Source organism: Cryobacterium sp. Hz7 (genome assembly GCF_004402815.1).
GTDB classification, from domain to species: domain Bacteria; phylum Actinomycetota; class Actinomycetes; order Actinomycetales; family Microbacteriaceae; genus Cryobacterium; species Cryobacterium sandaracinum.
Map to the genome: position 1 here is coordinate 16339 of NZ_SOFB01000005.1, position 12726 is coordinate 29064.

At 61.8% G+C, this 12726-nt stretch carries 10 protein-coding genes; 5 read left to right on the forward strand and 5 right to left on the reverse strand.

Annotated features, from left to right (window positions below; genetic code table 11):
• Positions 1-222 precede the first annotated feature (222 nt).
• Complete coding sequence (locus E3N86_RS00810; protein ID WP_134511127.1) at positions 223-732, reverse strand: hypothetical protein; 510 nt, start codon at positions 730-732, stop codon at positions 223-225.
• 564 nt (positions 733-1296) lie between these two features.
• Between E3N86_RS00810 and E3N86_RS00815 the strand changes: the two genes are divergently transcribed.
• Positions 1297-2496 carry an IS110 family transposase gene (locus tag E3N86_RS00815; RefSeq protein WP_134511128.1) on the forward strand — a complete coding sequence of 400 codons (1200 nt, stop codon included), beginning with the start codon at positions 1297-1299 and terminating at the stop codon, positions 2494-2496.
• Between the two features lie 208 nt (positions 2497-2704).
• Entirely contained in the window at positions 2705-3571 is an 867-nt protein-coding gene (locus tag E3N86_RS00820; protein WP_134511129.1) for a hypothetical protein, read from the forward strand.
• Between the two features lie 95 nt (positions 3572-3666).
• On the opposite strand, the gene E3N86_RS00825 is transcribed toward E3N86_RS00820, so the two are convergent.
• Positions 3667-4644 carry a hypothetical protein gene (locus tag E3N86_RS00825; protein WP_134511130.1) on the reverse strand — a complete coding sequence of 326 codons (978 nt, stop codon included), beginning with the start codon at positions 4642-4644 and terminating at the stop codon, positions 3667-3669.
• 312 nt (positions 4645-4956) lie between these two features.
• Between E3N86_RS00825 and E3N86_RS00830 the strand changes: the two genes are divergently transcribed.
• Positions 4957-6201 carry a hypothetical protein gene (locus E3N86_RS00830; RefSeq protein WP_134511131.1) on the forward strand — a complete coding sequence of 415 codons (1245 nt, stop codon included), beginning with the start codon at positions 4957-4959 and terminating at the stop codon, positions 6199-6201.
• 85 nt (positions 6202-6286) lie between these two features.
• On the opposite strand, the gene E3N86_RS00835 is transcribed toward E3N86_RS00830, so the two are convergent.
• Together E3N86_RS00835 and E3N86_RS00840 are read right to left on the reverse strand one after the other, a co-directional pair.
• Positions 6287-7366: a DUF4365 domain-containing protein gene (locus E3N86_RS00835; RefSeq protein ID WP_166784964.1), complete on the reverse strand. Its 1080-nt coding sequence runs from the start codon at positions 7364-7366 to the stop codon at positions 6287-6289.
• Positions 7367-7614: 248 nt separating this feature from the next.
• Complete coding sequence (locus tag E3N86_RS00840; RefSeq protein WP_134511133.1) at positions 7615-8538, reverse strand: hypothetical protein; 924 nt, start codon at positions 8536-8538, stop codon at positions 7615-7617.
• 327 nt (positions 8539-8865) lie between these two features.
• On the opposite strand from E3N86_RS00840, the gene E3N86_RS00845 reads away from it, so the two are divergent.
• Positions 8866-10344, forward strand: a complete 1479-nt coding sequence (locus E3N86_RS00845) for a helix-turn-helix domain-containing protein (RefSeq protein WP_134511134.1) — start codon at positions 8866-8868, stop codon at positions 10342-10344.
• A gap of 394 nt (positions 10345-10738) precedes the next feature.
• Here E3N86_RS00845 and E3N86_RS00850 read toward each other — a convergent pair whose 3' ends face one another.
• Positions 10739-12019 carry a hypothetical protein gene (locus E3N86_RS00850; protein ID WP_134511135.1) on the reverse strand — a complete coding sequence of 427 codons (1281 nt, stop codon included), beginning with the start codon at positions 12017-12019 and terminating at the stop codon, positions 10739-10741.
• A gap of 206 nt (positions 12020-12225) precedes the next feature.
• Between E3N86_RS00850 and E3N86_RS00855 the strand changes: the two genes are divergently transcribed.
• Complete coding sequence (locus tag E3N86_RS00855) at positions 12226-12633, forward strand: hypothetical protein (protein WP_134511136.1); 408 nt, start codon at positions 12226-12228, stop codon at positions 12631-12633.
• Positions 12634-12726 lie beyond the last annotated feature (93 nt).

Genomic DNA, 12726 nt, shown 5'->3' on the forward strand with positions numbered 1-12726 from the left:
AACGGTAAACGACACGCTCCCCGACAATGGTGCCTGCGTAGCGTCCAGTCGGGTCGAAATCCGAGTCGCCCCTAATCCGGCCAACATACCTTCCCGAACGGGCAAAGAGTTTGTCACCGCTGCGCCGAAGCGGGCGGCCATTCTTGGTGTAAAGGTCTGACATGCCATGAGTGTGAGGGCGGCCTCCGACATTCACTGAACCTCATCGACGGTCGCCGCCGATTACGGCCGTCGAATGTTGGCGAGTGCCTCGTCGAGCGTGTGGAGCGCGCGGAGAACCTGGATCGAGCGGCTGAAGATCAGGCTGTTGAACATCGCATCATCGGTTTTCGGCATGACGGAGCGAGACACGACCCAGGCAGCCGCTGACTCGATGCCGGCCGCGTCGCTGAACATGTGGGCAGCGACCTCGTTGCGAATCTTCACGAGCGTCTCCTTGAAGGGACGGTCCTCGGCGATGTCTCGGCCGCTTCTCTTGTAGGCATCCTGCGCAGCCGTGAGCTGATCCACCTCGATGAAGTCGGCGAATCGTCCGGTCTGAGTGCGTGCAGTGCGTTGCAGGTCCCCCAGCACCCGGTAGATGCCTTCGATGCTCTCTCGGAGAACGAGGGCGAGGAGCTTTTCGGTCGTAGCTCGCGCCGCCGGATCCGCTGCCATCGCGCGCAGCAGCACTCGCATATCGACATCGATCTGGACGATGAAGAAGCGTGCGGCCGCATATGCCTTCACCACAGCCGCGTCGTCGCCCGCCCCGGCAACGCTCTCGACGTCGCGTGCCCGGTGCTCGAGAGCCTCGACGGCGAGCGGTATGGTGCGGTCAAATCAGGCGACGCTGTCGGCGTTGGATGGCGAGTCACCTGGGCTGGGGTTGGGGCTGCTCATCTCCCCAGAATGGCATTGAATCGATGCCGCGCCGGGAGATGCAGCCGAAGTGTTCGTTCCAGCCTGTCGCGGAGCGATCAGGCGCAAAGCCTTAGTGATGCTGGGGAACACCGCGTCGAGGTCGCAGTGAGTCTCTGGGGCCGGAGCCTCAACTCGGTATTCCCTGCAATACCCCGTTACTTTCTTCGTAGCCCTTGATCGTGTAGTTGTGTGAGGGTGTTGGCCTGTCAGGCTCGGCATGGTTCTTGCCCCCAGTCGCCCATGATCCGGGGGGTGTTGTCACCGGGCCTGACTGGCATCAGGTGATCGCTGATAGGGGCTGGACCGGGACTCGTCTCAGGCCGTTCGTAACGTGGATGCCGAGACTCGATGCCGCGGTTCAGGCCGACTTGTGGAACCTGAGACGGAGGATTCATGATCGAGAACTACGACAGCGTTGACGTCTTCATCGGCGTGGACGTCGGCAAGGGAGAACACCACGCGGTCGCCCTTGACCGGGCCGGCAAGCAACTCTTCGACAAGGCACTGCCCAATGACGAAGCGAAGCTCCGCGAGCTGATCGGGCAGCTGAAACGACACGGCCAGGTCTTGTTCGTCGTCGATCAGCCTGCGACCATCGGCGCCCTGCCGATCGCCGTCACCCAGGCCGAAGACGTGCTCGTGGGCTACCTGCCGGGGCTGGCAATGAGGCGCATCGCGGACCTGCACGCGGGCGAAGCCAAGACCGACGCCCGCGATGCCGCGATCATCGCCCAAGCCGCGAGGAGCCTCCCGCATGCTTTGCGGTCGCTGCAACTGGCCGATGAGCAGGTCGCTGAGCTCTCGATGCTTTGCGGTTTCGACGACGACGTCGTCGGCCAGATCACGGCCACGAGCAACCGTATCCGGGGCCTCCTCACCCAGATCCACCCTGCGTTGGAGCGGGTCCTGGGCCCGCACCTGGACCATCCGGCGGTGCTGGATCTGCTGCAGCGCTACCCAACGCCAGCGGCGATGAAGACCGCTGGCCCAACCCGACTTGGGAACCGGCTGCTGAAGTTGGCACCGCGCATGGGCCGGCGCCTCGCGGACGAGATCACCCGGGCGCTGGGCGAGCAGACCGTCGTGGTGACGGGCACGAACGCGACCAGCATCGTGCTCCCCAAGCTTGCCGAACAGCTCGCCGCGCTCCGCCGGCAACGGGACGAGATCGCCGTCGAAGTCGAGCGGCTCGTGGAGGCTCACCCTCTTCACCCCGTCCTGATCAGCATGCCCGGAGTCGGGATCAGGACCGCAGCCAGACTCCTCACCGAAGTCTCCGGCAAGGACTTCGCGACCGCCGGCCACCTCGCCGCCTACGCTGGCCTGGCCCCCGTGACCAGGCGCTCCGGCAGCTCCATCCGTGGTGAACATCCCTCCCGGCGAGGCAACAAGATCCTCAAACGGGCGCTATTCCTTTCCGCTTTCGCCGCCCTCCGCGACCCGGTCTCACGGGCCTACTACGACCGCAAGATCGCCCAGGGCAAGCGCCACAACCAAGCCCTGATAGCCCTCGCCCGACGACGCTGCGACGTCCTCTATGCCATGCTGCGCGACGGCACCCTCTACCAAACCGACCATCAACTCGCGGCTTGACAAAAACATAGGGGCACCCCCCCAAGATCAATTCGTCGGCCCGAACCCCATCCGAGAGCGGGAACTGCGTTTAGTGGGAGACCATCCTGCGAACTCCCTTCGATGCGCTCATCGCTGTCGCGTGAACGCGCGAGGGCGGCTTCCATCCACCAATTTGTGCATGCACGAGGCATTCGTGGACCGCGGTTGGACGCGCTAGGTTTTCCGCATGGTGAACTGTGTAATCTGCGCAATCAGGCCCGCCGTGGGCAAGGGAGAACATGTCTGGCCGGCGTGGTTCCTTAAGGATGCCGACACAGCTGGACCTCCGTCCTTCGCCTGGTCGTCCAACGGTGAGGCCCTCCTCAACCGTGACGACGAGCCTCTTCATTTCCCTGAGCGTCAGCGCTTGCTCGTGCCGGCTTGTCGGAGTTGTAACGCAACCCTCGACACCCGTTTCGAGAAGCCGGCGAAGGAGATCGTCAGGCGGTTGGCACCAAACTCGTGGATCGGTGAGGCCGAGGCGCAGGAGTGGGCTGTCGTCGGGCTCTGGTTCGCGAAGATCCTTCTCCTCGCTACTCATCCACTCGCTCTCCACCAGCATCCCGAGATCAACAAGCACCGGATCATCGGAGAATGGGAGACGGAAGACTTCGCGTGGCTCACCGACGGCTCTCCCGCGCCCGACGGGCTCTCTTTGTGGGCGTTTCGCGCCGAGCAGGAGAAGGGAACTCCGACCGCACGCGTCCTGCTTCCCAAGGTGGTTCAACTCGACGACGGCAGCACCACACGGTTCCCGATGACAATGATCACGGTCGAAGGCATTTGCTTGACGCTTGTCTACCATCCCGGATGGGCGATCGAGCATCCGCTGGTCGCTGAGGGCGCAGCGTGGGAACTACTCCATAGCGCGCCCAAAGGTGACCTAGCCGACCTCCCGCTTCTTCCGCTCAACGCCATCAACTGGCGTCGACCCAGCACGGTGGTACTTGCGGACGGACTTCGCCTCGACGGCACACTCCCACCCCTGGGCACCATGACCGCCGCGCCAATTCCCGGCAACCTCTTCGACGTCATTAAGGCGGCATCGCTTTGATGTCCTGCACCATAAGAGACTCGATGTACTTCGCTTCGAGCTGAAACGGCATTTACTGGTGCGTGTATTTAGATCCTGACCGCGCTGGCTGGCCCTCAAGAACCGTCGTGGACCAGGTAGGCCAGAACGCCGCGCATTGCGCGGATCGCCTGTATCGCGTCGGGCTGCTCGACTCGCGTGTCGCCCTCATGGACAGCCACGTGGCGTTTTCCATATAGGGCATCACCCGCAGCCGCGACATCAGCGGGAGCATCAGCGAGCCGGCGCTTCACATCGGCGCCCCTTCCGCCACACGCCGTCTCGAGAGCGAGTCGCGCGGAGAGCACGGCCTCGCGGTACCGGCCACTGTCGAAGTGCGTCTGCGCGGTACGCGCATGCGCCTCGGGCGCTGACTCTTCTGCCAGCACACGGAACGCGTCCCGGTATGCAGTGTCGGGTGTCGGACCAAGCAAGTAGGTGAGTTCGACGCCGTCGTTGAAGAGCACCACGTCATACGAGTCTGTGGTCGTGCCTCCGGAAACCATTACGTAGTCGTCGAAGCCGTCCTTCTGGTAGAGGTTCGGCATGTAAATGTCGGCGCCTGTGAACTGCGCGCTGCTGAGAAATGTGAGCAGGTGGTCCCGGTTCTTGCCATACATCTCGATCTTTCGGCCGGTGACCTTCTGCCGAAGACGCAGGCCAAGACCGCCGTCCTCGTCGGGGTACTCCTCGATGTAGGACCAAACCGATGTCGGAGGAGATGCGACGCCCGCGGCTACGATGTGGACCTTCACCGAGAAGCGCTCGAATGCTACAGCGATCTCCTGAGCACCTTGCGCCACGATCGGCGCGGAGATGGCGATGCACTCCGCGCGACTCCGCGGCTCAACGAGGCCGCCTCCATGCGCGTGACAGTCCTGCAGCAGGTTTGACAACGGCGCAAATGACCTGAACGTCTGGTTATCCGTCAAGACTCTCACGAGCCGTTTAGTCGACTTCTCGCGAAGGCGAAGATCGGGCGCGCCAGCGGCATTCTCAAACCGCTCGACGTAGCACTTGGCGACGCCAGAACTCTGGGCGCTGCGAGCAGTCACGTTCGCCGCCCGAGCGGCTCGTCGTGCCTTCGAGCTCGATGGGCCCATTCCCACTGCCCCGCTTTCGGCTTGATCGTCAGGATGATCCGAAGACTATCCGAGAACAGTCCTAGTCGCCCCACCGCACGTCGACCTTCATTTTCACCTGCGCGCCGTTTATTGAACCACCCAACTTCGCGAAGTAGGCGCCGACGCACGTCTGCTGAAAATGGGACGATTCCAGGACAGGCCCACGAGAGCGGCTCCGGGACACAGGAGAGATCGCGAAGATTTGAGGTCGCTGCAGTAAGCCGTAGGGCGGGAATAGGGGCGATGGTGGCCGACGACTTCATTGACAAGCTGACAGACGAGACACCGCGGGCCGGTCTACGGCGCGAGATCGACGCCATAATCTGGGACATCGACCAGGGTCGCTTCCTGATCCGAGTGAAGGACGGCCGAATATTTGAAGCAGCCGCCCTACCCAACGACGATCCGGAACGCGCGATCGTTCGGATCGTCTACTTCTGGCACGCCCGCCACATTATCTTCGAGACGAATCGCGGTGATCACGTGCTCGGCATCATGCCCAGCCGACACAACCTCGCACCCGTCGATGGGCGACCCGTCATCTACCTGGATCAGAATCACTGGTCGACCCTGGCAAAGATTTCCAGGGCACCGGAACGAGTTCCCGAGTCAGAGCGCAAGGCCGCACTGGAGCTCGTCGCGCTTGCCGAGGCCGGAAAGGTCATCCTGCCGATCTCCGCAGGGCACCACAGCGAAACCTCCCACTGGCTCGATGACGACTCTCGCTACCAGCTGGCTCTCACCATGCTCCGACTCAGCAAGGGATGGCAGATGCGCGACCCTCTTGCCATTTGGGCGCACGAACTACAGCGAGACATCGCCGCCCACGCCGGCGCGGGACTCTCGACTTCTCCCCCGGTGTTCACCCTCGAACCGTGGGTCATTCACGACGATGAAGCACGCTACATGGTGCGGCAAGATGACCCCGCCGAGCGCGGCCTGCCGGCCGATCTGGAGTTCGCCTTCCAATCCGGGATTTCAACCATCGTCTACTTCGATCTCTTACTCGACACTGCCCCGATCCGCCGCGAGACTTCCCTCGGATGGCGCACAAAGCAACAACAAACGACGGACGCCCTCGCTGCCGATCACCGCCCCAAGGCCCAAAAACGGCAGATCGCATACGCCTTTGCGCTCGATGACTTGAGTCGCGAAACGGCCAAGGCGGCTGCCCATGCCAACGTCAGCACGATCGAATTCGACCGGTGGGTTCGGAACATCTGGAACAAGGAGATGATCGCCACCCCGGCGATCGCTATGTTCCGCTCGATGTTCGTTGACAAGCACCTCAACCCTCGCACAACGTGGCAGGACAACGACCTCAACGATCTCTTCTACCTATCCGCCGCCGCCGGATACGCCGATCACATCGTCGCAGAGCGGCACACAACTGGACTAATCGCGCAATCGAGCAAGCGTCTGAAAGCCCCCGTCGCCGCACACCGCAACATCGCGGACCTTCTCGCCAACCTCACGCTGGCACGATGATCGCAACGCCTAATCCGCGACCCCGCTTCCGCCCTTTCTCGCTGACGTCCCGCTAGGGCTTCGCCGCCGCGCTTCGTCCTCGAACTCAGCCCAGGTAGTTCGCATGGTCCCAGTCAAGATCGGGCGCGAATTCGAGGTAAACGAGCGTCGAAGTGAGCAGCAAGTAGCTCAACGCCTCGAGACCAAGCTGGCGCGAGCCTCCACGCCGATCAGCCATCGCACAGGCCCGCATCGCACTGCGCCACAGTCCGCCGGAACTGCTCAGGTCCAAGCCACGGAAGAACACGATGACACTCAGATCATCATCGACGGCCGCGCCGATGACGCCGGACAGCGCTTGGGCCTCCTCTTCATCGAACGCCGAACGGTCTTCGGCCGAGTCGAGGACTATATAGACATCGCCGAACGCCTGCTCGGGCTCAGGCTCGTCACGAGCCTCATCGGGGCTGTACCGGTACCCGTACTCCGCAAACGCCGGTGACTGCCACAGCAATGTCTGCGCGAGGACGCCTCGGATGACCGTCAGTTTGCCGACCCGGTCCCTCGAAACCTCGCGGAAATCATGGACCCCAAGGATCCGCGTCACCATATCGACCCACACCTCGGGCGAAGGGCGCGCGAGCACGGATCTGAGCGGGTCAATCCGGTGCCCGAGCGGGCGACCTCGGAACGCGGGACCATCGATGCGCATGCTGCGGTGGCCCACCAGCTTCGCAATACGGTCAAGATCCATGACCGCGGTAGTGGGTACGCGCACAGTAACGTCGGTGCGGTCGCGCATGGACGCGTAGAACGTCTGCCGCCACTCTCGCTCGACCAGTTCGCGAACGTCGATGCCGATGAAGGTGTCGACCGACTCGGCATACACGACTAGATAGACCGGTTCGGGAGCGGCGAACCAGAACTTGAGGTGCTCAACTCCCACGGAGACTGCGATATGTTCGGCGCTGGCGAACGCGTCCGCCGACATCGTCAATGCATGGACGCCTTTGAGCTGGAACCAGACCCGGCTGGCCAAAGCGTTCCAATACGGCCGCTCGTCGCCGTTCTTCGTGGCCTTCTGGCCACGCGCGAACAAATGAAGGCCGGTGTCAATGCCGGCCCGATCCCGGCGATATTCGACTATGACGCCGCTTTGGCTCAGCAGCGCCTCGAACTTCGGCATGTACCGATTCTCAAGCTCGTCGTGCTCTCCCATCCCCACCATGCCATTGAGTCTGCCAGCGATCCCCAAATAACTCCCGTTGAAGGTGGGCGAGCGCGTTGTGGCACTCGGCCAAAGCAGCCCTCGCCTCGCTCTCAACGAAGTCGATGTCCATGCGTCGGCACCGCGGTCGACTTTTCCATTGAAGGCCGTCGAGCAACGGGCGAGCATGCGCGACGCACGCCCTCCGACATCGACGGCCTCACGACCTAAGGCGTGCTGGATTCGAACCACTCGCTCGGAGCAGCTTCCGCCCACTGATCGAGTCGGCTGGTCGGGAACCCGAAATACGTCAGCAAGGTTAATGCGGACTTGTAGGCGGTGATGCAGCCCAGCCGGACCTGGAAGTTAATGACCCTAGGGATCGCCGGGTAAATCGTGGACGTGACGCCATCTACATCCGATGCAGTGGACTGGAATGCGAGCGAGATCACCGATGGATGCGAGTTGTCGGAGAGCACGTCGTAAAGCGCCGCCCCATTTGTCAGGTTGAGATCGAGGAACAGACTGACGGCCTTCCCGAGGGGCAGCATCGTCTCGCTACCAATTCGCCATTCGTCGATCTGCTGAGGATTCTCCATCGGAGTGTGAACGTCGTCGAATAGCCCGTCGATGCGCCTGAGGAGCGCGTCACGCTTGTCTTTGAACTGCTTTGCGCGCGGTTTGTCCCATTTACCTGCCGTGAACCGCTGCCGATGCAGGGCGGCCAGATGCTCGAGCATCGCGCGCGCGGCCCGGCGGGCGCCCGCCTCCTCACCGGGGAGCGGCTCCAGCAGCCACGCGACCCGGCCGGCGTACTCGAGCTCCGATCGCACAAGGGGCCACAGCCCCAGCGGAACCATTGGGTTCGCGCGCAGCAGCGTTACCACCGACTGCAGCTGCAGAATGATCGCGTTCACCATTTGGCCGGCCATCTGCCCGTCCGCGTACTCGAGGTTCAGCGGCATGCCCTGCGGAAACGCCTTGCGAATGGAGAGCTCGTTCAGCGCCGCCGCCGAGCCCGGCGCAGCTGCGGTGGCAGAAAGCGCAGCATCCTGATGCCACGCGGCGATGAGCGCCTCGCAGACGTCGGCGAGCTCAGCTGCGCTCAGGTCGCCGACGTCGCTAGCTGCGGCCCGGTCGTATGTGGTCATGAGTCCCATTGTTCCGTCGATCCGCGGCGCGTGTAGATTCCCAGGCTCGTCCCTCGCTAAAGAGGGACCCTGACTTGCATTGCGCTATCAATCACGATGCCAGCGACCTAGCATCCTGTGTTGGGATCAGAGACTCCATGTGGCGTTAGCTGCAATCGCCCCGACATTTCTGTTTGGATAATCATGTAATGACCAAGGATCTATTTGAGGTCTGGGGGCGCACCGAGAGTTCCCGACACCGGTAAGCACACATAAGCGCGTCGGCTGCAAATCTTCATCGTGGCCTCGAAGCGAATCGCCGTCCCTTAGCGGCTGTAGTCTCCAGTTATGCCGATGAGCGTCGATTTGGATCGCCTGCGCGCGCTACTCGCGCGCGGAGCAGAGTCCGACGACCTCGATTTCAAGGCGACGTGGGACCCACGGTATAAGTCCGACCTCATCGAGCTGTGCAAAGACATCGCCGCGATGGAATCCCTCCCCGACGGTGGCTACATCATCGTAGGCGCTGACGATCACGGGTCGCCGAGCGTCATGTTTGCACTTGAAAATGCCCGCGACTTCGATGAGCAGAAGATTCGATCCAAGGTCGCCGCTGTGCTTGGCGAGCCCATCGACCTAAGTGCAGCCCTCCACCGCCTCGACTCCAAGGACTTCCTCTTGATCGGCGTCGGCCCGAACCGGGACGGAATGCGGATTATGTCGAAAGACGGCGAGTACGAGAACAAGACCGTTTGGCGCGCAGGTGATGTGTTCGTGCGCCGCGGCACTTCCAGCGTCCGATGGAATCAGCACGAAGCACGCGGCATCATCGAGCGAGTCATCGCGGCCCGCAAGGAAGAATGGCGACGAGACATGTTCGAATCGATGCGCGTCGCAACCCCAGCCGTCGAGCCGGGCGGGTTCGTGAACGTCAACGTCGAGATGCCAGCTGAGTCGTTCGGGGCGGCGGTCACCGAGCTGATCCGCCGCGGCGACGACGTCGGCCTTGATCTCCTTTTGCGGAAAACGATTAGCAACGCCGTGACTGTCGTCGATGCCGCCTCGGGAAAGGACGCTCGGGCTGTCGCGTCTGAACTAGGTGGTCAGCTCGACCGGCTGAACATTATCGCAGCGCTTTCCGCGCGCTACTCAGCAGGCACGACCTTCTCCCGAGCGATCGAGGGTCACAGAGCTATCTACGATGCGGTCGATGAAGACTTCGTCAGCCAGCCGCGCCGGTTCCCTCTCGGCCACAAGGAAGTGCTGATGCACCTCTATGCCCTCGGCGCTGTTCTCGTGCAGGAGAAGCAGTGGGATAACCTTGCCGTACTGGTCCGCCTCACTCCCATCAGCACGCACGGTGGCTACTGGAAGTCGCTGCTCCGGAAGGCCGAAGTCATGGTCGCCCGAGCCGAGCTTCTGAAGGACGAAGAAGGCACGCGAAGCGGCGTCATCGAGGCCGCCAAAGCCGTAGCCGCCCACCTCTTCGATCTGCTCGGCGACGGCCAACCGCGAGATCTCACGAATCTCCTGGTCGAGTTCGACGTGTTTCGGGGCATCGCTAACGCCGGCAAGGACGAAAATGACAAGCTCGGCGCCTACACCAACTTCGCCCTTTATTACTCGGCCAGGGCGGAGCCGGCCTTCCTCGCCCTGCTCGACGACCCCGTCGCGCGCGCCTCACTCTTTGACGGCACCGACGCCCAACTCGGGGCCGTGTACCGGCAAATGGACAGCGCGGCAATGCGTGAAGCCTTCGCCTTTAACGGCTGGGACGGCTTCGAGAATCCCCGCCTCGTATCCTTCGCAGGAATAGCCGAAGACTAATACGTCGCCCTTGTGGGACGACGACGATGCCGGACACGTCAACCCCTTCACGGCCCGCTTCCCGCAACAGTTCGCCGGGCGTGAGACCGAGGAATTTGAGCCCTACTGTCCTCCCACAACACACCTGTTTCTGAGGCAAGAGGCGCGATACTTCAACACGATTGGGGCCGAAGCGATCGGAGAAATCACGTTGCAGCCGTGTCAGCGGCGGGCATGAAGCGGGCACGCCACGCCCGCCGTGACTCTTGTCCCATGTCCTTCTGCCCGCTGAACACGAGATGGCATCGAGGTGACTAAGAAGCGCCTTCCCACCTCAATTCAGCGATGTTCGACTGCTTCAAGTCCGCCCGTCGTTGACAGTCTTCGAGTTCATTATTCTGGCGCCCCGCAGCAGCTACGGATAGATCTGTCCGCCCCGATAAACAGAACCATAACGAGCGCCCAACGCGTTCGCCGCCATCTGAAGCGCCGCCTGCGGCACACCTAGGTGCACCGCGATTAGAAGCGCGAGAAGTGAACGCGTTGCGTCCCTGACCGGACCCAGTTCGCCGTCGAAAGCCCCCGGGGGCGAGCCCTCGTGTGCGATGAAATTCCTCATCTTCACGAACGAAACAAGCCACGCTCCGATGTCGATATGGGTTCCGCGGCGCAGGTTGGAGTCGAGAGTGCTCACGAGCGCCTCGATCCGGCCATAGAACCCTACGGTTGCCCGTTCATTTCTGAATACTCTGGTGATCAACTCGAGCTGTTCCCGATCGGGCGAAGCGACGGTCTCGAGCGCAGTTTTGATCGGCTCCAGCTGGGCCGCTGTGAGCTTCGAACGTGGTGGCACTGGATGGAGAAGGTTGCTGAAATGCTCCATTGCGGCGGCAGCCGCGAGGAGATCAGATTCGATATAGCCCGGCTGGTAGATCGCACCCACAAAGACCTGGAGGATTGGCCGGAGGTCCACGACGCCCCTCCACCAGCGCTCCACTATTTGTTCGGTGTTCGTTCCAGCAAGTCTGAGCGTGAATTCGCGGTGATCGAGGTGAACCGGGCCGTGGGGTAGTACTTTCGTGCGACCGATGATCTGCACTGTCTGTCCGCTTGCACGAACTGCCACTAGTGCAAGCCGCGCTGATGGCCGGCGGGTTGCAAATGTGATGAGGTCCTGAAATGCACGTAGATGTGCTTCGAACGTTTCTAGAGCGACGGGGGAGGTTGAGACCAGCTCTATAGTCCCCGCGAGACCCGTTCCGGGGTAATGAAGCACCATAGCGTCGGCCGCGCTAAGTGCGGGGAGATCAAGCGAGGTTGAAGGGCTTCGCATAGGGCCGTCCTCCGAGCGGTACTTGAGCACCTCGCTGGTGTACTCAAACTCCGCAGAAACCGAGACGAAATTGCTGTCCAGATCTGAGGCTCCGACGCGCATTTCTGTGATTGCGAGGAACTGGACGCCTGACTCATACCGAATGGATGCGCGCATCACAGTGGGCTGCCCGGCAATCGTCGTAATGATCCATGGCGGCGCGCTCGAACGCACACCATCCTGAAGAAATGACAGTTGGGCTTCGGAGTCGAGTCGTGGTTCGCCGTTCCAGTCGCTGAGCGTGCCCCCGTGCATCTGGGTGGGATTGTCTAGTCGCGCCCATTCGACCTCTATTGGCAGGTTAATCGAATCAGGAAGGTACATTCAAGAAGCCTCCCATTAGAGGTGGATAAAATCGAGAACTGCGCGGCGGGGTCGTCGAATTCTGCAGCCTAAGCGCGATGCCGACAGTGGGTTGCCCCGTTCCGAATTTTGCGGCGGCCCCAAAGCACAATCGCCTAGATCAGTCGCGACTGCTGCGGCAATGGTGTAGCGGTCGCTAGGTCGCTAGAGCACGACATGATGGGGATATGAATGAGCCTGATCTCCATAAGTTGGATCCCGAAGAGTCGGCGCGACGCCATCGAGATTTTGCCGCGCGTGCAATTGCGACTCTCGCCGATAGTGATGCTGCGATCAGCCTTAGTGCGCTCGACGATGAAGTGATGACCGCTGGACTTACTACGCAGCATTTCCTATCTGCGCTGTTTACGGTGTCGTCGGTGACAATTAATATTGGAACAAATCTCAATGATCCCGACTTGATTTCGGCGGGTATCGGTCGCGCCTCTGCGCTGCTGCTGGCTGTTGATCTGGACCCGTCGTTCGCGGCGCAAGCGCTACTGAACATTGCCAACGGTAATGCGGCGCTTTTCCGCCTAGAGGCCAACAGCGAACCTGAGGGTCTTGATCGCTTCTTAGTGGTTACGTCCCCGTGAGTGGTGTGGTTTCCCGCTCTTGAGCGTTGCTTCGTCAACGTGAAGAGCCACCGTGGGATGGTCAGTGAGTACCGACTAAAGCAACTCACAAAG